We start from the raw sequence: 24323 nt of genomic DNA on the forward strand, positions 1-24323 counted from the left end.
ATCGCAGTGAAAGATGATTTATATACTTTCACCGGATTATCGCCGTATTAAGCCTTGTCCGAATCAGGACGTAAAAAAACCGACTTTGCGTCGGTTTTTTACTTTCCAGCCCCGAGTTGGTGGCTCTGGCTGGAGTGAGAATGCCCACATCTAACTTTTCCATGCTATTACCTTAAAGGATACATTGCAAGGTTATGCTGGTTATTTAGCCTAATTTCACTGTATGATTATACAGTTAGCTCTGAGGCATTTTCACTCTGGTAATGCGCATAAACGCTTTCAAAGTCCTGATCAGTGGTACGGGTGGTGCCGTTAACTGATGCTCTGGCCGGAGTGAGAATGCCCACATCTAACAATGAGGCATGCGCCGTGACAGGCAGTGGATGAGTAAGCGGATGCATTCTCACTCCATCGCATGGAGAAAACGGGTGATTGATAAAGCAATCATCGTTCTTGGGGCGTTAATTGCGCTGCTGGAACTGATCCGCTTCCTGCTTCAGCTTCTGAACTGATAGCGGAAACGTAATTAAGGGCTAAGAGCGCACTACTCTTAGCCCTTTAACATTTAACGCATTGTCACGAACTCTTCTGCCGCTGTCGGGTGAATGGCAACCGTGTTGTCGAAGTCTTTTTTGGTTGCGCCCATCTTCAGCGCCACCGCGAAGCCCTGCAACATTTCGTCCATACCAAAGCCAATGCCGTGAATACCGACAATCTTCTCTTCCGGTCCAACGCACACCAGTTTCATGCGGCACGGCTGGCGGTGAGTGGTGACGGCGGTATACATCGCGGTGAAAGAGGATTTATACACTTTCACCTGATCGTCGCCGTACTGCTCGCGCGCCTGCGGTTCCGTTAAACCAACAGTACCAATCGGCGGATGGCTGAAGACCACGGTCGGAATGTTGCTGTAATCCAGATGCTCATCCGGCTTGTTATTAAACAGGCGTTCAGAGAGACGACGACCCGCTGCAACTGCCACCGGTGTCAGTTCCACTGCACCCGTGTTATCGCCCACCGCGTAAATACCTTCAATGTTGGTGTTTTGATATTTATCGACGACGATATAGCCTTTTTCGTCGGTTTTAACGCCAGCGGCTTCCAGGTTGATGTTGTCATTGGCAGGCTCGCGACCAATCGCCCAAATCAGGCAATCCACCGTTTCACTGCGACCATCTTCCAGCTCCAGCGTCAGGCTGCCATCGGCATTTTTCACCACCGCTTTCGGGATGGCGTTGGTGTGCAGCTGCGGGCCTTCGGCGTTCATCACTTCAACCAGCGTTTCAGAGATCATCGGGTCGAAACTGCGCAGCGGCGCATGTTTACGCACAAACAGATGCGTTTTCGCGCCCAAGCCGTTAATCACGCCCGCCAGCTCAACAGCGATGTAACCTGCGCCAACAACCGCTACACGCTCTGGCAAAGCAGGAAGGGCGAAGAAACCATCGGAATCAATACCATATTCCACGCCTGGAATATCCGGGTGGCTCGGACGACCGCCGGTGGCGATCAGAATATGATCGGCCGTGATGGTTTCGCCGTTTACCTCTAGCGTTTTGGCATCAACGAAGCGGGCAAAGCCTTTGATTACATCAACGTTATTTTTACCGAGCACGTTTTCATAGGAAGTATGAATACGGTCGATATAAGCGGTACGGCTGGCGATCAACGTTTCCCAGTTGAATTTATTGATAGTGGTATCGAAACCATAATCCGGGCCGTACATATGGATCGCTTCACGGATTTGCGCCGCGTGCCACATCACTTTTTTCGGCACGCAGCCGACGTTCACGCAGGTGCCGCCCAGCTCTTTGGCTTCAATCAGCGCGCATTTCTGGCCGTACATAGCCGCGCGGTTGATGGAGGCGATACCGCCGCTGCCGCCGCCGATGGCGATGTAATCATAGTGTTTAGTCATGACAGAGTGTCCTTATCGTTGATTACCGCGATTGTAGCGCGAGACGTAATAGGTGCCAGCAATGGCTGCAATTACTCCGGCACGATCCAGCTTACGGTGGCGTGCCCGGTGCCAGCCGGAACCAGTTTGCTGTGCAGCCACGGCAGCACGTTATTCATCTGCTGTTCCAGCTTCCACGGTGGGTTAATCACAATCATGCCGGAAGCGGTCATGCCACGGCGATCGCTGTCTGGCAGCACCGCCAGTTCAATTTGCAGAATTTTGCGAATGCCGGTCGCTTCCAGGTCGTGGATCATGCGCTTGATTTGCTGGCGCAGCACTACTGGATACCACAATGCGTAAGTGCCAGTGGCGAAACGTTTGTAACCTTCTGCTATCCCGCGGACCACCGCCTGATAGTCGGTTTTCATTTCATACGGCGGGTCGATAAGGATTAAACCACGGCGGGAAACCGGCGGTAGCTTGGCCTTAAGCTGCTGGAAACCGTCGGCTTTTTCCACGCGCGCACGGCTGTCTTTCTGAAATTCAGAACGCAGCAACGGGTAATCGCTCGGGTGCAGCTCGGTCAGTTGCAGGCTGTCCTGTTCGCGCAGTAGCTGACGAGCAATCAACGGCGAACCAGGGTAGTAACGCAACTGACCGCTACGGTTGAAGTGTTTTACCACATTGATGTACGGCTCCAGCTCCGCAGGCAAATCCTCCTGCTGCCAGATACGGGCGATACCTTCGAGATATTCGCCGGTACGCTCGGCATGTTCGCTGCCTAACTGATAACGCCCGGCGCCTGCGTGGGTGTCGAGATAGAGAAACGGTTTATCTTTCTCTTTCAGCGACTCGATGATCAGGCTCTGAACGGTATGTTTAAGGACGTCGGCGTGGTTGCCAGCGTGAAAGCTGTGGCGATAACTGAGCATGGGTAAAGGTGTTCCGGTAAGTAAAAATCGGCCCGTATTTGGGGCGCACAAAAGCCTATCAGGACAGTATACCGAAAAGAGGCCGCCGCCGCGAAAGCGTAACGTTTCTCATTGAAATTCACTACACTTAACCCCATGCTATTGCCATTACGCGCCGGATGAGATGCTTTGTGTCACACCCGGCGAAAGCGCCTGTGAGCGTTTTGTTCCCCTCTTTAACCAGGACTGTACCTATGACGAATCCGTTACTGACTCCCTTTGAATTGCCTCCGTTTTCTAAAATTCTCCCGGAACATGTGGTTCCAGCCGTGACTAAGGCGCTGAACGACTGCCGCGAAAATGTGGAGCGCGTAGTAGCGCAAAGGGCACCGTACACCTGGGAAAATCTCTGCCAGCCGCTGGCGGAAGTGGACGATGTGCTGGGGCGTATCTTCTCCCCGGTCAGCCACCTGAACTCGGTGAAAAATAGCCCGGAACTGCGCGAAGCCTACGAACAAACCTTGCCGCTGCTGTCAGAATACAGCACCTGGGTAGGGCAACATGAAGGGCTGTATAAAGCGTATCGCGATCTGCGCGATGGCGATAACTACGCCACGCTGAATACGGCGCAGAAGAAAGCGGTTGATAACGCACTGCGCGACTTCGAACTCTCTGGCATCGGTCTGCCGAAAGAGAAACAGCAGCGTTACGGCGAAATTGCTACCCGTCTTTCCGAGCTGGGCAACCAGTACAGCAACAACGTCCTTGATGCGACGATGGGCTGGACCAAACTCGTTACCGACGAAGCTGAGCTGGCGGGTATGCCAGAAAGCGCACTGGCTGCGGCAAAAGCCCAGGCCGAAGCGAAAGAACTGGAAGGCTACCTGCTGACGCTGGATATCCCAAGCTACCTGCCGGTAATGACCTACTGCGACAACCAGGCCTTGCGTGAAGAGATGTATCGCGCTTACAGCACCCGCGCCTCCGATCAAGGGCCGAATGCCGGTAAGTGGGATAACAGCAAGGTGATGGAAGAGATCCTCGCGCTGCGTCACGAACTGGCGCAACTGCTGGGCTTTGAAAACTACGCCTTTAAATCCCTCGCCACTAAAATGGCAGAAAACCCGCAGCAGGTTCTGGATTTCTTAACCGATCTGGCAAAACGCGCGCGTCCGCAGGGCGAAAAAGAGCTGGCGCAGCTGCGCGCCTTCGCCAAAGCCGAATTTGGCGTCGATGAGTTGCAGCCGTGGGATATCGCTTACTACAGCGAAAAACAAAAACAGCATCTTTACAGCATCAGTGACGAACAGCTGCGTCCGTACTTCCCGGAAAACAAAGCGGTTAACGGCTTGTTTGAAGTGGTGAAACGTATTTACGGAATCACCGCTAAAGAGCGTAAAGATGTTGATGTCTGGCATCCGGATGTACGTTTCTTCGAACTGTATGACGAAAACAACGAACTGCGCGGTAGCTTCTACCTCGACCTGTATGCCCGTGAGAACAAGCGCGGCGGGGCGTGGATGGATGACTGCGTAGGCCAGATGCGTAAAGCAGACGGTTCGCTGCAAAAACCGGTCGCGTATTTGACCTGTAACTTCAACCGCCCGGTAAATGGCAAACCGGCGCTGTTTACCCACGACGAAGTGATCACCCTGTTCCACGAGTTCGGTCACGGCCTGCATCATATGCTGACCCGCATCGAAACTGCTGGTGTTTCCGGGATCAGCGGGGTGCCGTGGGATGCGGTCGAACTGCCGAGCCAGTTTATGGAAAACTGGTGCTGGGAGCCGGAGGCGCTGGCGTTTATCTCCGGTCACTATGAAACCGGCGAACCGCTGCCGAAGGAGTTGCTGGATAAAATGCTGGCAGCGAAAAACTACCAGGCGGCGCTGTTTATTCTGCGTCAGCTGGAGTTCGGCCTGTTCGATTTCCGCCTCCATGCAGAGTTCCGCCCGGATCAGGGAGCGAAAATCCTCGAAACTCTGGCAGAAATCAAGAAACTGGTTGCCGTGGTACCGTCTCCGTCATGGGGCCGTTTCCCGCACGCTTTCAGCCATATTTTCGCCGGTGGTTATGCGGCAGGCTACTACAGCTACCTGTGGGCCGATGTGCTGGCAGCAGATGCCTTCTCGCGTTTTGAGGAAGAGGGCATTTTCAACCGTGAAACCGGGCAGTCGTTCCTCGACAATATTCTGAGCCGTGGTGGTTCAGAAGAGCCGATGGAGCTGTTCAAACGTTTCCGCGGTCGTGAACCGCAACTGGATGCGATGCTGGAGCATTACGGCATTAAGGGCTGATCATTCAGTGAAAATCTGCTTAATTGATGAAACGGGCGCCGGAGACGGCGCCTTATCTGTTCTGGCGGCCCGCTGGGGGCTGGAACATGATGAAGACAACCTGATGGCGCTGGTGTTAACGCCGGAGCATCTGGAACTGCGCAAGCGCGATGAGCCAAAGCTTGGCGGCATTTACGTTGATTTTGTTGGCGGGGCGATGGCACACCGCCGCAAATTTGGCGGTGGTCGCGGTGAGGCGGTGGCGAAAGCGGTGGGCATTAAAGGCGATTATCTGCCGGATGTCGTCGATGCTACCGCAGGGCTGGGGCGCGATGCCTTTGTGCTGGCTTCGGTCGGCTGCCGCGTACGGATGCTGGAGCGTAATCCAGTGGTTGCTGCATTGCTCGACGATGGCCTGGCGCGTGGTTATGCGGATGCGGAGATCGGCGGCTGGTTGCAGGAGCGTTTGCAGCTGATCCACGCCTCCAGCCTGACGGCGCTGACTGATATTACCCCGCGCCCGCAGGTGGTCTATCTCGACCCGATGTTCCCGCATAAGCAGAAAAGCGCGCTGGTGAAAAAAGAGATGCGCGTGTTTCAGTCACTGGTGGGGCCGGATCTCGACGCCGATGGGTTGCTGGAGCCTGCGCGGCTGCTGGCGACCAAACGTGTGGTGGTGAAACGCCCGGACTACGCGCCGCCGCTGGCGAATGTCGCCACGCCAAACGCGGTCGTCACTAAAGGGCATCGCTTTGATATTTATGCTGGTACACCGGCGTAAAAGTAAAACAGGGTAGCGTTATCGCTACCCTGTTTTCTTCCAAAATAATCAATGGCTTTCCGGCGTCTCAATCATGCGTTTCAGCCACGGCACCATCAACAGCATCACTACTGCAACGGCCAGTGTAACCAGACCAATCTTACCAAACACGTTGGTATAGACAGGCAGCGTCTCAAGCGGGTCGGTAATGTTGTCTGGTACTGCGGTAAATGTTGCCACATAGCCGCCCAGCAAGAACGCGGCAGCCTGCGTAAGGAACCACATCCCGAGAATAAAGCCCATCAAATGTTGTGGCACCAGAGCGGCAATCATTGCCAGGCCCAGGGCGCTAATAAGCAGTTCACCTAAGCTCTGGAATAAGTAAACCAGCACGATAAACCATGGCGATGTCAGCCCCTGGGCATCCGCAAACCACATTCCCGCTGCTGCGGCTGTCAAAAAGCCTAGCGAGCACATAAACATACCGAGAGTAAATTTCATCGGCATGGAGAGGTCTTTGCCTTTGTTACCCAGATGCGTGTAAATGCCTGCCAGAACTGGGCTGGCGAGCACCACCCAGAACGGGTTAAGCGCCTGGAAGCTCACCGGGTTGATGGAAAAACCGAGAATTTCATGATGCACGTTGTTGATAGCAAAGAAGTTCAGCGACGTTGGCATCTGGGCGTAGAGGATGTAAAACACTACCGCTTCAAGCATCAGCACAAAGGCGACAAACATCTTATTGCGCCCGGTTTTATCCAGCTTGAATGCCTGACGGAAGAAGATAATGGTCACGACGATAGAGAGAACAATCAGTACCAGATTGGCGACTTCCACGTTGTGCATCAGCCATGCGCAAACGAAAATCATCACCACGCTGCCCATCAGCACGTACAACAATTTGCTGAAGTTCATCGGTCGGAAATCTGGTTCAGAACCAATATCTTTCACCATTCCGCGACAGGCGATGTAAACCAGTAGCGCGACAATCAATCCTGCTCCGCATAAGTTATAGGTGACGGAATAGCCAAATCTGTCAGCGATAACCGGTGCTAGCGACAGCGCAATCAACGAGCCGATATTGATCGACATATAGAACAGGGTGAAAGCGCCATCGAGACGAGGATCTTTCGGTGGATAGCACTTCGAAAGCAGGCTTGCCGGGTTGGCTTTAAACAGGCCGTTGCCGACGGCGATTGTTCCCAGCGCGATGAATATCAGGTCTGGCTTGAGTAGCGACATCCCGGTCATGAAGTAGCCCATCGCCAGAACAATTGCCCCAAGGACAATGGTGCGTTTAGTTCCTAACAGATGGTCGCCAACATAACCACCGATCGAGATAAGGCCATAGACCAGCGCAGCGAAGGCACCAAAGGTGACAAAAGCCTGTTCTTGTGAGAAACCGAGCTGTTTAACGAAGAAAACGGCCAGGACGCCTTGCACGCCGTAGTAACCGAATCGCTCCCATAGTTCGACAAAAAAGATCATGAAGAATGGGCGGGGTTGCTGCAGCATCCCAGTGGGTGTTGTTGTATTCATAATTTTTAGCCTTTCAATACCATCATGAAAAGTATGAACGCGTAAGTGATTGCGCGCGAAAGAGTTTACACATGTCTAAAATTCTTAATATTGATGCAATGAATGCATTAATGCACTATCTCAGCAAAAAATAACCAGATAATCATGCTGATTGTTTGAAGTATGATGGCGTTAAATGCTGTTTTTTTTGGTGGGTAAATTTGAATTATTCGATGCGTAGTTGAAGTTTCTGACCGCAGATGAACACCGGCTTGATTGAGCACTCCCGTGTTTGTACCCGCACGTCGCATTCGGGTACAACACAAAAAGCAGAACGCCCGCATAAGCGGGCGTCCAGGAGCAAGTGGGGGAGATATTATTCTTCTTCGTCGCGCAGCGGAACAATCAGCATATCAACGTGAACGGTGTTGATCAGCTGACGCGCGGAAGACATCAGTTTGCTCCAGAAGTCCTGGTGGTGACCACAAACAACCAGGTCCATGTCGTATTTCTTGATCGCATCAACCAGAACCTGACCCAAATCGCCGCTGCCGCTAAGGGTTTCAGTGATTGGGTATCCTGCGTTGGTGGAGAGTTCGGTCAATGCATGATGAGTCTCTTCGGAAATGCGTTTCTGCATGTCACCCAGATTTACATCAATAAGTCCGGTGTATAGGTCAGAGTAGTTTACATCTACGTGGATCAGAGAAACTTTCGCATTGTAGGGGCGAGCCATAGAGACTGCTTTCTCTACCAGAACTTTGCTTTCCGGGGAGAGATCGACCGCGATGAGAATGTGTTTATAAGCCATAGTGTTACTCCTTCCATAAAGTTGTCGATGACTGGCCAGCTTGCGTTTCTTGTGCCGTTACGTCACCCGCGTCCTGCGAACTACGTGCGCGGGGCTAACCCAGCCGTAAAGATTCAGTGAAAAGACCATCCTTACCTTATAGCGACCTGGATGATCCGTCAATCCGCCTTGCTTACCAGGTAGATAATCAAATTTTCTACATGAATGTATTGATAGTGGTTAACCTTATGGAAAAAAAACAACCTGATCTCCTACACTATCTATAGAGCCGCTCGGATGTTTGTCATCACAAAAGCGGTTTCTCCAGGTCCTGGTGTTAACTGATTGGCAGCGTATCGGGAGCGGTAGCCCCGGAGGGGAACTCCGCGGGCAGGTCGCCGGGGAGGGGGTATGATAAGCACCGTCGCATTATTTTGGGCTTTATGTGTCGTTTGCATTGTTAACATGGCGCGCTATTTCTCATCACTACGCGCGTTGTTAGTGGTACTGCGTAATTGCGATCCATTGCTCTATCAATATGTTGATGGAGGGGGCTTTTTTACCTCACATGGCCAACCCAACAAACAGGTGCGTCTCGTTTGGTATATCTATGCTCAACGTTATCGCGATCATCACGATGATGAGTTTATCCGTCGCTGCGAGCGCGTGCGTCGTCAGTTTATTCTGACCAGCGCATTGTGTGGCCTGGTGGTGGTAAGCCTGATTGCGTTGGTGATTTGGCATTAAGCGCCACGGTAATAACGCATAAAAAAAGCGGGCCAGTAAACTGACCCGCTCGTTTTTATGCGTGCGATTACAGGAACTGCAAGGAGATCCAGTACAGCGCACCGGAGAGCAGAACTGCAGCCGGGAGGGTAAACACCCAGGCCATCAGAATGCTGGTTACGGTTTTACGCTGTAAGCCGCCGCCGTCAACCACCATCGTCCCCGCTACGGAAGAGGAGAGTACGTGAGTGGTGGAAACCGGCATCCCGGTATAACTCGCCAGACCGATAGACACCGCTGCCGTCATCTGAGCAGACATCCCCTGAGCGTAGGTCATGCCTTTCTTACCGATTTTCTCACCGATAGTGGTCGCCACACGACGCCAGCCAATCATCGTACCGATACCTAACGCCAGCGCGACCGCCATGATGATCCACACCGGAGCATACTCGATGGTGCTCAGCATATCGGACTTCAGTTTCTTCAACAGACGCTGATCATCCGCAGTGACGCCAGGCATTTTCACCACTTTGTCGATAGTGTCAGAAACGCACAGCATAATGCGGCGCATCTGGCTACGTTGGTCAAGCGACAGCTTGTCGTAGCTTTCCACATCGGCGGTCAGCATGCCTTTCAGGCGGTTGAGCGCGTTAATGGTATTCGACGGATGGCAATGGAACTCCGCAGGTTGTGTTGCGCCTGCTTCTGGTGTCGGTACTAACTGATCGGCACCGGTCGCCTGTTTAAGCAGCGCAGGATGCTGCTCAAAGTAAGCTTCCACATTGTTGATGGCATCACGGGTACGGGTGATTTCGTAGCCAGTGGCATTCATATTCACCACGAAGCCCGCTGGTGCGACGCCAATCAGAACCAACATAACCAGACCAATGCCTTTCTGACCATCGTTCGCGCCGTGAGAAAACGCCACGCCGATAGCGGAAAGGATCAGCGCGATACGCGTCCAGAACGGCGGCTTTTTCTTGCCGTCTTTCTTTTCACGTTCCGCTGGGGTCAGGTGGATACGGGCGCGTTTCTTGGTGCCGCTCCAGTAGCGACGCAGCAAGAAAATCAGACCGCCAGCAAACACCAGGCCGACAATAGGGGAAACGATCAGAGATGCGAAAATACTTAATACTTTCGGGATATTGAGTGCATCCACCACTGACGTACCGGTCATCAACGCATTGGTTAAACCAATACCGATGATCGCGCCAATCAGCGTATGAGAGCTGGATGCAGGTAAACCAAAGTACCAGGTACCAAGGTTCCAGATAATTGCTGCCAGCAACATAGAGAACACCATGGCAAGACCATGGGACGATCCCATATTAAGCAGCAGATCTGTCGGCAGCATATGCACAATGGCATAGGCAACACTAAGACCACCCAGCAAAACACCCAGGAAGTTGAACACTGCCGCCATAACCACAGCGAGCTGAGAACGCATCGCGCGGGTATAGATGACAGTTGCCACGGCGTTGGCTGTGTCATGGAAACCATTGATGGCTTCGTAGAACAGCACAAAAGCCAGTGCAAGCAATAATAACAGCCCGGTATGCAAATCCAGGCCAGCAAACAAATGTAGCATAGGACGTTACGCCATTTTGAGGACATGAACGCGGCGCATTATCAGTGACTTTCGCGGCGCGGGCAAAGTGAAATATAGATTTTTTTGATTTGCCTCCTGTATGAATTTCGCTCAAAAAATAATTATCTTATATAATTCAGACAAATACTTCCCCTAAGTAATATTGCTGCTGGTGCGGCCACTGAGGAATCTTTACAATTCACGCCCATTTTTTCTAAGAGGAGCGCAACGTGGAAAGGTTTGATGCCATTATTATAGGCGCTGGTGCGGCGGGTATGTTCTGTTCTGCGCTGGCAGGTCAGGCAGGACGCCGGGTTCTGCTGATCGATAATGGTAAAAAACCAGGGCGTAAAATCCTCATGTCTGGTGGTGGGCGCTGCAACTTTACCAACCTTTATGTCGAACCAGGCGCTTATCTGAGCCAAAATCCGCATTTTTGTAAGTCTGCACTCGCGCGTTTTACCCAGTGGGATTTCATTGATCTGGTCAATAAACACGGCATCGCCTGGCACGAGAAAACGTTAGGGCAACTCTTCTGTGATGACTCCGCTCAGCAGATTGTCGACATGCTGGTGGATGAGTGCGAGAAGGGCAATGTGACCTTCAGATTACGTAGCGAAGTGTTAAGCGTGACGAAGGATGACGCGGGATTCACGCTTGAACTGAACGGCATGACCGTAGGTTGCGATAAACTGGTCATCGCGACCGGAGGCCTCTCGATGCCGGGTCTGGGCGCGTCGCCGTTCGGTTATAAGATTGCCGAACAATTCGGGCTGAACGTGTTGCCGACGCGCGCAGGCCTGGTGCCATTCACCCTGCATAAACCGTTGCTGGAGGAGTTACAGGTGCTGGCGGGCGTGGCGGTGCCTTCTGTGATCACCGCTGAAAACGGCACCGTGTTCCATGAGAACTTACTCTTCACCCACCGCGGCTTGTCTGGCCCTGCGGTATTGCAGATATCCAGCTACTGGCAACCGGGTGAATTTGTCAGCATCAATCTGCTACCGGATGTCGATCTGGAAGCCTTTCTTAATGAACAGCGTAACGCGCATCCGAATCAGAGCCTGAAGAACACGCTGGCGGTTCATTTGCCGAAACGGTTGGTTGAACGGTTACAACAACTCGGGCAGATCCCGGACGTCTCGTTAAAACAGCTCAACGTGCGTGACCAACAGGCGCTCATTGCCACATTGACCGACTGGCGCGTACAACCTAACGGCACTGAAGGCTATCGCACCGCCGAAGTGACGCTCGGCGGCGTGGACACCAATGAACTCTCGTCACGGACGATGGAAGCGCGTAAAGTTCCGGGCTTGTACTTTATCGGCGAAGTGATGGACGTTACCGGCTGGCTGGGGGGCTATAACTTCCAGTGGGCGTGGTCGAGTGCGTGGGCTTGTGCACAGGATTTGGCCTCAGAATAACGCTTGCGTTACATATCCCATAACCACTGCCATTCCTAAAATTACCATCAGAAAGGCAATAATCATCGGCGTGCGAAACATCGATTTCAGCAAAATAACTTCTGTTAAGCTGGCACCCGCGCTACCGATGATGAGTGCCATTACAGCTCCCATCCCCATGCCTTTGGTCATTAATACCGAGGCGAGGGGAATGACGGCCTCTGCACGTATATAGAGCGGGATACCTATAACCGCGCTCAGGGGGATAGCCAGTGGATTATCCGTTCCGGCATGTGCTGCAATCCATTGTGCTGGAATAAAGCCGTAAATAAATGAGCCAATTAGCACCCCAATTAACAGGTAGGGAAGCACTTCTTTAAATTGCCGCCATGCATCCTTTATTGCCTGAGTCAGCAGGCTGGGGGGCGCCGTTTTGGCTGCACTACAGCAATTAACAGCAGGTTTTGCGGTACAGCAAGATGTGGTTTGTGGTGTAAACGTCGCGGAGTGCAAGTTAATAACGGGTTTATCGGACACTGGTTTGCAGCAGCTCGCGTTGCTCCCCTTCGCCGGTATGACGTATCGTTCAAAGCCAACAAAATCCAGTAACAAACTGGCGGTCAGCGAAACGCCGCACGCAATAACGGCGTACAGCAACGTTACCTTCCAGCCAAATGTTGCCCACATTATCCCGACGATAATCGGGTTGAGTAATGGTGAAACAAATAAAAAGGTGAGCGTTGGGCCAAATCCCGCTTTTGCAGAAAGAAGACCGCGAAGCATGGGAATGGTTGAGCAACTGCAAAACGGAGTCACTGCACCTAACATTGCTGCCAGCAAATAACCGCGCCCTTTACGCGCACCCATCATTTTCTGGATCTTATGATCCGGGATTTTATGACGGATTACGCTGACACCAGCACTGATAAGAAGAAAAAGTAACGATAGCTCTACGGCTAAGAACAGGAACATCCCGGCGGCGTCGCGCAGCCCTGGTAACCATTCAAACATTTTATACCCTCTTTAAAACTATATTTCTAAAATTATCGAAATAAAGAGCGGTGAGCAAGATATTTCTGGTATTATCGAAATATCAATTAGCCGGAGAAACTACTTATGGAACTGGAAGATGTCGCTAAGGCACTGAAAGAATTAGGTCATCCGACCCGTTTGTTTATTTTTCGTCATCTGGTCAAAGCGGGAGAACGCGGGATGCCGGTAGGCGAGTTACAGAAGGAACTTGCGATCCCCGCATCGACCTTGAGCCACCATATCTCGGCGCTGGTCTCCGTTGGTCTGGTTAAGCAAAACCGCGAAAGTCGCACGTTGATGTGTGTCTCGCAATATGATGTTCTGGAAGGGATTATTAGTTTTCTGCGTGAAGAGTGCTGCGTGAATAACGGGAAGTATTAATATTCGCCAGGCTGTAACTAACCACAACCCGGCGAGAGTCATTATTTTTTCGCAGAACCCGCTTCTAATATAGAAACGATGGAAAACAGTGTAAAACACACTGCACCTAAGCCAACCAAAACTCGCGAAGGAATAAAATAAGCCATATCGGTTTGCGCAATTTCAGCAAGGAACGCTGCGAGGAACAGGCAAAACAGACAGGTAAATACCGGAATCATGGGGATTCTGTTGGCTAACGAACAGGTGCGTCGCCATACCAGCGCCAACAACCACACTTTGGAGAAAATACTGTAGCAAATCATTCCCAGACAAATAAGAATAATGCCGGGTGCCAGTCTGGCACTTTCATCAGAACTGACTAAAACGTAGATCCCCTGAATAACCGTCAGTGAGCCAAGTAAAATAACCCAATAGCACCACAGCCAATGCTCTTTCATTGAGAACGTATTCCGCGTTTGATGGACAATAGTGGCGACAAGACCAATAAGACAAGCGCAAATTGCCGTTAACCCCAGCAGTACGTGACCAGCAACATAATGTGGTGTGATATTTGCACTACGTAACAGCGCGACTGACCAAATGAAACCAAAGAGAGTAAGCAGAACGGGAACGGCAATTAAGCCATTACCGATTGTTGAAGAATAAGCCTGCAACGGCGTACCATCACTCTTACTGCCCGAGGCGTTTTTGGGAATTAGCAGAAAATGCCCGGAAGACGCCGCCACGGTTGATACGCAGGCAGCAATCATCCCAACACCGAAAATAACATGTCCGGCAACAAATTCATCGGCCATGACATTATCACTTGCCAGCAGCAACCATCCCCAAATCATAGTTGCGACAGACCCAGCGTAACCAATAACAGGAAAAAGTGTGCTGTAGAGCTTATTCACACCATGCGTTAACTGCGAAATAATAATAAATGCAGTAGTGAATAACGCCAGACATATTGCAGAAAGCGAAATAAGCACATGCCCTGCCACAAAATACTCACTTTGCCCGGAACCTGCTAATACAAAATCACCCAATGCAATACATATTATCCCCATAATTAAAGGGATTAATTTAAATAGCCATCCGATATATATATTCATTTTAAACTCCATGTGTACTTTCTGCTAATATAAGAAAGCGTATCAGTAGTATTTTTAGTCAGTTAAATATAACAATGAGATACCACCAAATGTAACAAGTAACTTTACTATAGCCGGATTTATTGCCCGGAGTGTTAAGTTTTAGATGTGAGTTAATGCTGACAAATAAATATTTATCCTAAGGTAAATTCCGAGTTAATATCTTTATCTTATACTCTAAATAATTCGAGTTGCAGGAAGGCGACAAGCGAGTGAATCCCCAGGAGCTTACATGAGTAAGTGACTGGGGTGAGCGAACGCAGACGCAGCACATGCAACTTGAAGTATGACGAGTATATTTTTATTTTGTTGCTTTAAACGACCTTGTTCGAGACTGCTTTATTTAAACCGCAAGCCTTTATCATCTTTTCAAAAAATTATTTCGCTTTCGGTAAATATTTGCATCTCGGCGATAATAACGCTATGTGATAGTCATCGGGTTTTCTGTTACGGAAACCTACGCAGTAGTACCTGAGAACCTGTGCAGAAGATTTTTGGTTAAAAACGCTATCGGACAGAAGAACATCGCGATGTATCACAAGCTGATGGTAATCAAATAGACAGCATGAATATAACTGTTAGTATTTAATTGATTTCACTTATGAGTATGCGTGTTTCATTTACGGCCAGGAATGCTGATGATGACAACATTACTACCCGTTTTCACCAGACCTTCCCCGTTGGCGCTCAGTTTGCTGCGCCCTGGCCGCCTTTGCCGTTTCCTTCTTATCCCGGATGGAATAATTTGCTGAACGTCGTTCGGTGGCAGTTGTAACACGCGTCGATTGCTTACAGGGATTATGGCGGGTCGATTATGGATAATATTAAGCGCCATCTGGCGTGGTGGGTTGTCGGGTTACTGGCGGTGGCTGCTATCGTGGCGTGGTGGCTGTTGCGTCCGGCAGGTGTGCCGGAAGGCTTTGCCGTCAGCAATGGGCGCATTGAAGCGACGGAAGTGGATATCGCCAGCAAAATTGCCGGGCGTATCGACACCATTCTGGTGAAAGAAGGCCAGTTTGTTCGCAAAGGCGAAGTGCTGGCGAAGATGGATACTCGCGTGTTGCAGGAACAGCGACTGGAAGCCATCGCGCAAATCAAAGAGGCGCAAAGTGCCGTTGCCGCCGCGCAGGCTTTGCTGGAACAGCGGCAAAGTGAAACTCGTGCCGCACAGTCGCTGGTTAATCAACGGCAAGCTGAACTGGACTCCGTAGCCAAACGTCATACCCGTTCCCGCTCGCTCGCCCATCGTGGGGCTATTTCTGCGCAACAGCTGGATGACGACCGCGCCGCTGCCGAAGGCGCCCGTGCTGCGCTGGAATCGGCAAAAGCCCAGGTTTCGGCTTCTAAAGCCGCTATAGAGGCGGCACGCACCAATATCATTCAGGCGCAAACGCACGTCGAAGCGGCACAAGCCACTGAACGGCGCATTGCCGCAGATATCGATGACAGCGAACTGAAAGCCCCGCGTGACGGACGCGTGCAGTATCGGGTTGCCGAGCCAGGCGAAGTGCTGGCGGCAGGTGGTCGGGTGCTGAATATGGTCGATTTGAGCGACGTCTACATGACCTTCTTCCTGCCAACCGAACAGGCGGGCACGCTGAAACTTGGCGGTGAAGCACGGCTGATCCTCGATGCCGCGCCAGATCTGCGTATTCCTGCGACCATCAGCTTTGTCGCCAGCGTCGCCCAGTTCACGCCAAAAACCGTCGAAACTAGCGATGAACGGCTGAAACTGATGTTTCGCGTCAAAGCGCGTATCCCACCGGAATTACTCCAGCAGCATCTGGAATATGTCAAAACCGGATTGCCGGGCGTAGCGTGGGTGCGGGTGAATGAAGAACTTCCGTGGCCTGACGACCTGGTGGTGAGGTTGCCGCAATGACGCATCTGGAACTGGTTCCCGTCCCGCCTGTCGCGCAACTGGCGGGCGTGAGCCAGCATTATGGGAAAACCGTTGCGCTGAACAATATCACACTCGATATTCCGGCCCGCTGCATGGTCGGGCTGATTGGCCCGGACGGCGTCGGTAAGTCGAGTTTATTGTCATTGATTTCCGGTGCTCGTGTCATTGAGCAGGGCAACGTGATGGTGCTGGGCGGCGATATGCGCGACCCGAAGCATCGCCGCGACGTTTGCCCGCGCATCGCCTGGATGCCGCAAGGGCTGGGCAAAAACCTCTACCACACCTTGTCGGTGTATGAAAACGTCGATTTTTTCGCCCGCCTGTTCGGTCACGACAAAGCGGAGCGGGAAGTCCGAATTAACGAGCTGCTGACCAGCACCGGGTTAGCACCATTTCGCGATCGTCCGGCAGGGAAACTCTCCGGCGGGATGAAGCAAAAACTTGGGCTGTGCTGTGCGTTAATCCACGACCCGGAACTGTTGATTCTTGATGAGCCAACAACGGGGGTTGACCCGCTCTCTCGCGCCCAGTTCTGGGATCTGATCGACAGTATTCGCCAGCGACAAAGCAACATGAGCGTGCTGGTCGCCACCGCCTACATGGAAGAGGCCGAACGCTTCGACTGGCTGGTAGCGATGAATGCCGGAGAAGTGCTGGCAACTGGCAGCGCCGAAGAGCTGCGGCAGCAAACGCAAAGTGCCACGCTGGAAGAAGCGTTTATCGCTTTGTTACCAGAAGCGCAACGCCAGGCGCATCAGGCGGTAGTGATCCCACCGTATCAAGCTGAAAACGCAGAGATTGCCATCGAAGCGCGCGATCTGACCATGCGTTTTGGTTCCTTTGTCGCTGTTGATCACGTCAATTTCCGCATTCCACGCGGGGAGATTTTTGGCTTTCTCGGTTCGAACGGCTGCGGTAAATCCACCACCATGAAAATGCTTACCGGACTACTGCCCGCCAGCGAAGGTGAGGCGTGGCTGTTTGGGCAACCGGTTGATCCAAAAGATATCGATACGCGTCGTCGGGTGGGCTATATGTCGCAGGCGTTTTCGCTCTATAACGAACTCACCGTGCGGCAAAATCTGGAGTTACATGCCCGTTTGTTTCACATCCCGGAAGCAGAAATTCCCGCGCGAGTGGCTGAAATGAGCGAGCGTTTTAAGCTCAACGACGTTGAAGATGTTCTGCCGGAGTCATTGCCGCTCGGCATTCGCCAGCGGCTTTCGCTGGCGGTGGCGGTGATTCATCGCCCGGAAATGTTAATCCTCGATGAACCCACTTCTGGCGTCGATCCGGTGGCGAGGGATATGTTCTGGCAGTTGATGGTCGATCTCTCGCGTCAGGACAAAGTGACCATTTTCATCTCCACCCACTTTATGAACGAAGCGGAACGCTGCGACCGTATCTCACTGATGCACGCCGGAAAAGTGCTCGCCAGCGGTACACCGCAGGAGCTGGTTGAGAAACGCGGAGCTGCCAGTCTGGAAGAGGCTTTTATCGCCTATTTGCAGGAAGCGGCAGGGCAGAGCAACGAAGCCGAAGCGCCGCCCGTGATACACGATGCTACACTCGCGCCGCGTCAGGGATTTAGCCTGCGCCGTCTGTTTAGCTACAGCCGCCGTGAAGCACTGGAATTGCGTCGCGATCCGGTACGTTCGACGCTTGCGCTGATGGGAACGGTGATCCTGATGCTGATAATGGGTTACGGCATCAGTATGGATGTGGAAAACCTGCGCTTTGCGGTGCTCGACCGCGACCAGACCGTCAGTAGCCAGGCGTGGACGCTCAATCTCTCCGGTTCCCGTTACTTTATCGAACAGCCGCCGCTCACCAGTTATGACGAACTTGACCGTCGGATGCGTGCGGGCGATATCACGGTGGCAATTGAGATCCCACCTAATTTCGGGCGCGATATCGCGCGCGGTACGCCCGTGGAACTCGGTGTCTGGATCGACGGTGCAATGCCGAGCCGTGCCGAAACGGTAAAAGGTTACGTGCAGGCCATGCACCAGAGCTGGCTACAGGATGTGGCGAGTCGACAATCCGCGCCTGCCAGCCAAAGCGGGCTGATGAACATTGAGACGCGCTATCGCTATAACCCGGACGTAAAAAGCCTGCCAGCGATTGTTCCGGCGGTGATCCCGCTTCTGCTGATGATGATCCCGTCAATGCTAAGCGCCCTTAGCGTGGTGCGGGAAAAAGAGCTTGGGTCGATTATCAACCTTTACGTGACTCCTACCACCCGTAGCGAATTTTTGCTTGGCAAACAGCTGCCGTACATCGCGCTGGGGATGCTGAACTTTTTCCTGCTCTGTGCCCTGTCGGTGTTTGTGTTTGGCGTACCGCATAAAGGCAGTTTCCTGACGCTCACCCTGGCGGCGCTGCTGTATATCATCATCGCCACTGGAATGGGGCTGCTGATCTCCACCTTTATGAAAAGCCAGATTGCCGCCATTTTCGGTACGGCGATTATCACGTTGATCCCGGCGACACAGTTTTCCGGGATGATCGATCCGGTAGCTTCGCTGGAAGGGCCTGGACGTTGGATCGGCGAGGTTTACCCGACCAGTCATTTTCTGACTATCGCCCGCGGGACGTTCTCGAAGGCACTTGATCTGACTGATTTGTGGCAACTTTTTATCCCGTTGCTGATAGCCATCCCGCTGGTGATGGGCTTAAGCATCCTGCTGCTGAAAAAACAGGAGGGATGATGCGCCATTTACGCAATATTTTTAATCTGGGTATCAAAGAGTTGCGCAGCCTGCTCGGTGATAAAGCGATGCTGACGTTGATCGTTTTCTCGTTTACGGTGTCGGTGTATTCGTCAGCGACCGTTACGCCAGGATCGTTGAACCTCGCGCCGATCGCCATTGCCGATATGGATCAATCGCAGTTATCGAACCGGATCGTTAACAGCTTCTATCGCCCGTGGTTTTTGCCACCGGAGATGATCACCGCCGATGAGATGGATGCCGGACTGGACGCCGGGCGTTATACCTTTGCGATAAATATTCCGCCTAATTTTCAGCGTGATGTCCTCGCCGGACGCCAGCCAGATATTCAGGTGAACGTCGATGCCACGCGCATGAGCCAGGCATTTACCGGCAATGGGTATATCCAGAATATTATCAACGGTGAAGTGAACAGCTTTGTCGCGCGCTACCGAGATAACAGCGAACCGTTGGTATCGCTGGAAACCCGGATGCGCTTTAACCCGAACCTTGATCCCGCGTGGTTTGGCGGGGTGATGGCGATCATCAACAACATTACCATGCTGGCGATTGTATTGACCGGATCGGCGCTGATCCGCGAGCGTGAACACGGCACGGTGGAACACTTACTGGTGATGCCGATAACGCCGTTTGAGATCATGATGGCGAAGATCTGGTCGATGGGGCTGGTGGTGCTGGTGGTATCGGGATTATCGCTGGTGCTGATGGTGAAAGGCGTACTGGGTGTACCGATTGAAGGCTCGATCCCGCTGTTTATGCTGGGCGTGGCGCTCAGTCTGTTTGCCACCACGTCAATCGGCATTTTTATGGGGACGATCGCGCGTTCAATGCCGCAACTGGGGCTGCTGGTGATTCTGGTGCTGCTGCCGCTGCAAATGCTTTCCGGTGGCTCCACGCCGCGCGAAAGTATGCCGCAGATGGTGCAGGACATTATGCTGACCATGCCGACGACACACTTTGTTAGCCTCGCGCAGGCCATCCTCTACCGGGGTGCCGGATTCGAAATCGTCTGGCCGCAGTTCCTGACGCTGATGGCAATTGGCGGCGTGTTTTTCACCATCGCGCTGCTGCGATTCAGGAAGACGATTGGGACAATGGCGTAATTACAGTTGCCCGATGCGTAAGCTTATAGGGTCTACGCATCGGTGCAATTTATTGAATTTTAGTTGTTTTACGCCGCATCCGGCGAGGATTTACTTAATCAGCCGATGCCCCTCATTCATCATCAGGATTTTGCTATACACATCTTCCTCGACGGCGTTTTTTGCTGATGCCATCACTCGTGCCAGATTCGCCTCGTTGTGATTATTCACATACGCTTTGCCGACGGCGGTGATAAACGCTTTGCGCAGATCGCTGGCGATATTTACTTTAGCGACGCGATAATTAACAAAGCTGCGTAATATCTCCGGGGCGATACCGGAGCCGCCGTGAATAACCAACGGCACCGGACAGACTTCGGCAATGCGCTTCAGCAGGGGGATATCGATACGCGGTATATCGTCCAGGCCATGAACGTTGCCAATAGAAACTGCCAGCATGTCGCAACCGGTGCGCTCGACAAAGGTCTTCACCTTTTCCGGTTCCGTTTTACAATCGGCTTCGCTGACGTGATCATCTTCTTTGCCGAGAATCGCCCCCAACTCCGCTTCAACCGGTACGCCATAGGATTTACAGAAATCGACAGCTTCCTGAGTGAAAGCGATATTCTCTTCAAAAGAGAATGCGGCGCCGTCAATCATGACCGAGGTAAAGCCCGCCCGCACCGCCTGTTTAACATCCTCCTGGGTTTTCCCGTGATCCAGATGAAGACTGACCGGAACATCCATTTTATCGGCGTGACGTTTCACGATTTCATAAATGTAATCGTATCCCGAGAGTTGCGCATTGGTGGGCGCAATCTGAATGAAGTTGGGTAATCCCGAACGCTCAATAGCGTTTAAAATTGAAATCGTCGTCTCCAGATTGGTGGTATTAAACGCGCCCGCTAATACCCGTTTTTCCTGAATGCGGTCGAGCAGTATCCGTCCATTAACTAATGGCATATTGAAAACCTCATCTTTTAATATCAGTTAATTATTCAGTTTCACCGAAGCGGTCACGAAATAAGGCAGCGAGAGTCTGTATTGCCTCGTTTTCATCATCACCTTCGCAGCGTATTTCCACCGTTTTGCCGCCTTTTATTCCGGCGCGCATAATATTCATCATACTGGTGGCATTAATATCATTACCCTCATAGTGCAGCGTCACTTTACAGCTATATTTTTTGGCGGCTTTCGCCAGACAGGCCGCCGGACGTGCATGTAGGCCAGTACTGTTTCTGACCTCCACGGTTTTACTCAACATAGTGCTCCTCCCGATGATGTAATGGAATCACGCCTTCTTGCTGTAATTTCAACTGATACCAGCTTTTCCACTTGTGCTGATAACGCTGCAATTGATGGTATCTCGCCCGATTCGGTAACAAACGTTGGGCAATGGTGACTTGCGGCGGTGGAATATCTGGTGCGGCGGTTAATAATGCTCCGACAGAAACCGCCTCGTTAAATGCAATTGCTTCAACCGGACGCTGTAAAATATCCGCCTTTAATTGCAGCCAAAGAGGATTATGGGTCGCCGGACCAATCACTTTTAACGCGCTGGTGCCAGGCACATTAAAACAGGCAAAACAGTTGGCAAATTCCATGGTTAATCCCAGTGATACGCTGGCAATTAACATGTCGATATTTAATGTATCGCCAAGCCCATAAAATAATCCTCGGGTATGGCGATTTTTATAGGGCGAACCCGAACCGCGAAGATGCGGAATAAAGACGGGAATGTCATCGAGCGACCAGTTCCCCGCCAGGTAATCCGCATTTCCGCGAGTAAGTGATGCGGCGATCTCCTCATCGGTTAGCCGGAACGTGTTGCGCAGCCACTCCAGCGCGAAACCGCCCACGGGCAGCGAAGCAAACAGGGTGAACTGGTTGGCAAGCGAGTAACAGCCGTTTGCCAGCTTGTCGCGCTTCGCCTGTTCATCCAGCGTCGGTTGTGTATCCAGTTGCAGAATGCCTTCCGTGGTGCCCGTCGAGTTAAGGATATCGCCTGGCATCATCTGTAACGCCCGCGCACCCACCATATGGTCATGTCCGGCCAGCGTCACGCTGACCGATTGCGAGAACCCAAGCGTTTTACAGAGCGACTCGCTGACCCATCCGGCGTGCTCGCCTGGTTGCACTAATGGCGCAAATGCTGAACAGGGTACGTGTAACAACGCCGCCGCTTTCGCTGACCATTCGCCTTTGCGCACGTCCAGGCACAGCGTACGGCTGGCTAAGGTGATATCCGTGCGCTGTTCGCCAGTCAGTAGCCAGAGCAGCACTTCCGGCGCATGTAGCCAGCGCAGGCCGTGACGGTTGCGCAGCGGGTAATGCTCCAGTAACCAACGCATTTTGAAGGCAGAGTAATTGCTGTGCAGCGGTAGCCCGCAGATGTCATAAAGTGCCGCACTGTCTGCCTCGCTAAGTGTGGCCAGATACTCTTCACCGCGACGGTCATACCAGGCAAGCATTGGCGTCAGGATCTCGCCGTGCTCGTCAAGGAACACGCCTGATTCGCCAAAACTGGCAATGCTGATCCGCCTGACTGGCAGTGGCGAGGCGGCGTTCAGTTGCGCTATCGCCTGACGGACCTCCTGCCAGAGGGCGTCGATATCGAAATCGACATCACCCTGTGGAGAGATCTGTTTTGCCGTCACGAATTTATGCGCGCCCAACGTCGTTGCATCCAGGCAGGAAAAGCAGGTGACTTTGCAATTGGTGGTGCCAATATCGATAACGATAGCTGCGCTGTTATCAGGCATAAACCGTGCTCCGGGTCATTCGGAAAATGCCATACAGTACCAGGGCGATAATCGGCACCAGACCAATGGCGATGATATTGCCGTTGAAGATTTCCAGCAGCCAGAAGCGGAACGGGTTGCCGCCATCAAGGAAACTGGAGACTTGTCCGCTGGAGCCTTCGGCAAATTTGAAGTTAACGTCTTTTGCCATTCCGGTGATAAACGGCGCGATTTTGGTGGCAATCCACAGGTCGGCAATAATTACCGGGATTGCTGCAATAACGGTGCGGAAAATATTGCCACGGTTGGCTAAAGCTATCATCGAGGCCATTACTGCCAGGTTGGCAAGGTCGCCAAGCGGCAGAACTTCATTACCCGGCAACACAAAAGCGATAAAGACCGAGATGGGCGTCAGCAGCAGGGCGGTGGAGATAATCGCCGGGTTACCTACGGCAACGGCGATATCCAGGCCGATATAGAGATCGTCACGGTCAGGGTATTTGGCGTTGAGATACTTTTTAATGGCTTCAGACAGCGGTAATAAACCTTCCATCAGAATGCGAACCATGCGTGGCAGGATGAACATCACACCGCCAATGCTGATGCCAAGCAGCAATACTTTTTTGAAATCGTATCCGGCAATTACGCCGAGCAGAATCCCCAGAATGGTGCCAACCATCATCGGTTCACCGAAGATGCCAAACTTTTTCTGTACGGTTTCCGGGTCGATATGAATACGATTGAGGCCAGGGACATGGTCGATGATTTTGTCGACCAGCAGACCGACCGGGAAGAACACCACCGAAGAGAGCGTCGGCAATGAGATCCCTTCCAGGCCAAAGTATTTTTGTACCAGTGGCGCAGACCAGTCGGCGAGTTTAAGTACTACCACCGCAGCAATCGCCGCTGCCAGCAAACCAAAGAACAGGCTGCCGGTGCTGTAATAAACCAGCGTACCGGCAAGGGCAAAATGCCAGTAGTTCCACATATCTACGTCAACGGTGCGGGTTTTATTTAACGCCAGCATCGCCACGTTAATCAGAATGGTCAGGGGAATAACAAACGGGGCAATTGGCGAACCCCATGTAATAGCGGAAAGCGGCGGCCAGCCTAAATCTACCACCGGTAAATTAATTCCGGTGCGTTCAACCATCGCCTGGGCCGCTGGCCCGACATTGCTGGTCAGAATATCGAAAATGGCATAAATACCGACAAAACCAATGCCGACCGTTAATGATGAGCGTAAGGCTTTAGCGGGTTTTACTTTAAAACAGAGAGCAAGAATAAATAACACCAACGGCAACATTACCGTCGGGCCAAATCCCAATATATATTGCACAATATTATAGAGGGTATGCGCGATATCGTTCATAATAAACCTCTTTTTCAGGCGAGAGCGCACCTCGCGTTAGCGCCTGATGAAGTGTGTTGAAATTAATTATTATTA

The 24323-nt window shown here is 52.1% G+C and carries 21 protein-coding genes; 10 read left to right on the forward strand and 11 right to left on the reverse strand.

Going from position 1 to position 24323, the window contains the following annotated elements; translation table 11 throughout:
• Positions 1–428 precede the first annotated feature (428 nt).
• Positions 429–512: a damage-inducible type I toxin DinQ gene (gene dinQ / locus AACS80_RS17200; protein ID WP_001295215.1), complete on the forward strand. Its 84-nt coding sequence runs from the start codon at positions 429–431 to the stop codon at positions 510–512.
• A 53-nt stretch (positions 513–565) separates the two neighbouring features.
• Here dinQ and gorA read toward each other — a convergent pair whose 3' ends face one another.
• Together gorA and rlmJ are read right to left on the reverse strand one after the other, a co-directional pair.
• Positions 566–1918: a glutathione-disulfide reductase gene (gorA, locus tag AACS80_RS17205; protein WP_135410732.1), complete on the reverse strand. Its 1353-nt coding sequence runs from the start codon at positions 1916–1918 to the stop codon at positions 566–568.
• Between the two features lie 71 nt (positions 1919–1989).
• Positions 1990–2832, reverse strand: coding sequence for a 23S rRNA (adenine(2030)-N(6))-methyltransferase (gene rlmJ, locus AACS80_RS17210; RefSeq protein WP_138183888.1), 843 nt, complete (start codon positions 2830–2832; stop codon positions 1990–1992).
• A gap of 233 nt (positions 2833–3065) precedes the next feature.
• Here rlmJ and prlC point away from each other — a divergent pair, with 233 nt between their 5' ends.
• Together prlC and rsmJ are read left to right on the forward strand one after the other, a co-directional pair.
• Entirely contained in the window at positions 3066–5108 is a 2043-nt protein-coding gene (gene prlC / locus AACS80_RS17215) for an oligopeptidase A (protein ID WP_135410733.1), read from the forward strand.
• Between the two features lie 7 nt (positions 5109–5115).
• Positions 5116–5868, forward strand: coding sequence for a 16S rRNA (guanine(1516)-N(2))-methyltransferase RsmJ (gene rsmJ, locus AACS80_RS17220; RefSeq protein WP_130221308.1), 753 nt, complete (start codon positions 5116–5118; stop codon positions 5866–5868).
• A gap of 48 nt (positions 5869–5916) precedes the next feature.
• On the opposite strand, the gene dtpB is transcribed toward rsmJ, so the two are convergent.
• Both dtpB and uspA read right to left on the reverse strand, forming a co-directional pair.
• The gene (gene dtpB / locus AACS80_RS17225; protein ID WP_130209158.1) at positions 5917–7386 is read right to left on the reverse strand and encodes a dipeptide/tripeptide permease DtpB; all 1470 of its coding nucleotides are present in this window, start codon (positions 7384–7386) and stop codon (positions 5917–5919) included.
• A gap of 355 nt (positions 7387–7741) precedes the next feature.
• The gene (gene uspA / locus AACS80_RS17230; RefSeq protein WP_000323571.1) at positions 7742–8176 is read right to left on the reverse strand and encodes a universal stress protein UspA; all 435 of its coding nucleotides are present in this window, start codon (positions 8174–8176) and stop codon (positions 7742–7744) included.
• Between the two features lie 390 nt (positions 8177–8566).
• Here uspA and uspB point away from each other — a divergent pair, with 390 nt between their 5' ends.
• The gene (gene uspB, locus AACS80_RS17235; protein WP_124038640.1) at positions 8567–8902 is read left to right on the forward strand and encodes a universal stress protein UspB; all 336 of its coding nucleotides are present in this window, start codon (positions 8567–8569) and stop codon (positions 8900–8902) included.
• Positions 8903–8969: 67 nt separating this feature from the next.
• On the opposite strand, the gene pitA is transcribed toward uspB, so the two are convergent.
• Positions 8970–10469: an inorganic phosphate transporter PitA gene (gene pitA / locus AACS80_RS17240; protein ID WP_130217812.1), complete on the reverse strand. Its 1500-nt coding sequence runs from the start codon at positions 10467–10469 to the stop codon at positions 8970–8972.
• Between the two features lie 230 nt (positions 10470–10699).
• Between pitA and AACS80_RS17245 the strand changes: the two genes are divergently transcribed.
• Entirely contained in the window at positions 10700–11893 is a 1194-nt protein-coding gene (locus AACS80_RS17245; RefSeq protein ID WP_135410734.1) for an NAD(P)/FAD-dependent oxidoreductase, read from the forward strand.
• Here the strand turns inward: AACS80_RS17245 and AACS80_RS17250 are convergent.
• Positions 11885–12883 carry a permease gene (locus tag AACS80_RS17250; RefSeq protein ID WP_135410735.1) on the reverse strand — a complete coding sequence of 333 codons (999 nt, stop codon included), beginning with the start codon at positions 12881–12883 and terminating at the stop codon, positions 11885–11887. The two genes, AACS80_RS17245 and AACS80_RS17250, sit on opposite strands and share 9 nt — an antisense overlap.
• A 105-nt stretch (positions 12884–12988) precedes the next feature.
• Here AACS80_RS17250 and AACS80_RS17255 point away from each other — a divergent pair, with 105 nt between their 5' ends.
• On the forward strand, positions 12989–13285 hold the full coding sequence (locus tag AACS80_RS17255; RefSeq protein ID WP_000418114.1) for an ArsR/SmtB family transcription factor: 297 nt from the start codon (positions 12989–12991) through the stop codon (positions 13283–13285).
• A gap of 41 nt (positions 13286–13326) precedes the next feature.
• On the opposite strand, the gene AACS80_RS17260 is transcribed toward AACS80_RS17255, so the two are convergent.
• Positions 13327–14379 carry a DUF2776 family protein gene (locus AACS80_RS17260; RefSeq protein ID WP_130209150.1) on the reverse strand — a complete coding sequence of 351 codons (1053 nt, stop codon included), beginning with the start codon at positions 14377–14379 and terminating at the stop codon, positions 13327–13329.
• Between the two features lie 677 nt (positions 14380–15056).
• Here AACS80_RS17260 and AACS80_RS17265 point away from each other — a divergent pair.
• The 4 genes from AACS80_RS17265 to AACS80_RS17280 all read left to right on the forward strand — a co-directional run bounded on the left by AACS80_RS17265 (position 15057) and on the right by AACS80_RS17280 (position 20156).
• Positions 15057–15170: a hypothetical protein gene (locus AACS80_RS17265; protein ID WP_240725754.1), complete on the forward strand. Its 114-nt coding sequence runs from the start codon at positions 15057–15059 to the stop codon at positions 15168–15170.
• Between the two features lie 62 nt (positions 15171–15232).
• The gene (locus AACS80_RS17270) at positions 15233–16300 is read left to right on the forward strand and encodes an HlyD family secretion protein (protein ID WP_135410736.1); all 1068 of its coding nucleotides are present in this window, start codon (positions 15233–15235) and stop codon (positions 16298–16300) included.
• Positions 16297–19032, forward strand: a complete 2736-nt coding sequence (gene rbbA, locus AACS80_RS17275; protein WP_138183889.1) for a ribosome-associated ATPase/putative transporter RbbA — start codon at positions 16297–16299, stop codon at positions 19030–19032. The genes AACS80_RS17270 and rbbA overlap by 4 nt, the downstream gene beginning before the upstream one ends.
• A complete protein-coding gene (locus AACS80_RS17280) occupies positions 19032–20156 on the forward strand; it encodes an ABC transporter permease (RefSeq protein ID WP_032181462.1) in 1125 nt (374 codons plus the stop codon). The genes rbbA and AACS80_RS17280 overlap by 1 nt, the downstream gene beginning before the upstream one ends.
• A 90-nt stretch (positions 20157–20246) precedes the next feature.
• On the opposite strand, the gene AACS80_RS17285 is transcribed toward AACS80_RS17280, so the two are convergent.
• From AACS80_RS17285 to AACS80_RS17300, 4 genes are read right to left on the reverse strand one after another with little or no spacing between them, the layout of a single operon-like run.
• Positions 20247–21098 carry a class II aldolase gene (locus AACS80_RS17285; RefSeq protein ID WP_135490465.1) on the reverse strand — a complete coding sequence of 284 codons (852 nt, stop codon included), beginning with the start codon at positions 21096–21098 and terminating at the stop codon, positions 20247–20249.
• Between the two features lie 31 nt (positions 21099–21129).
• On the reverse strand, positions 21130–21399 hold the full coding sequence (locus AACS80_RS17290; protein ID WP_130209141.1) for an HPr family phosphocarrier protein: 270 nt from the start codon (positions 21397–21399) through the stop codon (positions 21130–21132).
• Entirely contained in the window at positions 21389–22897 is a 1509-nt protein-coding gene (locus AACS80_RS17295; protein ID WP_138183890.1) for an FGGY-family carbohydrate kinase, read from the reverse strand. Before AACS80_RS17295 ends, AACS80_RS17290 begins: the two co-directional genes overlap by 11 nt.
• Entirely contained in the window at positions 22890–24248 is a 1359-nt protein-coding gene (locus AACS80_RS17300; RefSeq protein ID WP_135410738.1) for a PTS galactitol transporter subunit IIC, read from the reverse strand. Before AACS80_RS17300 ends, AACS80_RS17295 begins: the two co-directional genes overlap by 8 nt.
• Positions 24249–24323: the final 75 nt, after the last annotated feature.

This window comes from Escherichia sp. E4385 (genome assembly GCF_963883145.1).
Taxonomy (GTDB): Bacteria; Pseudomonadota; Gammaproteobacteria; order Enterobacterales; family Enterobacteriaceae; genus Escherichia.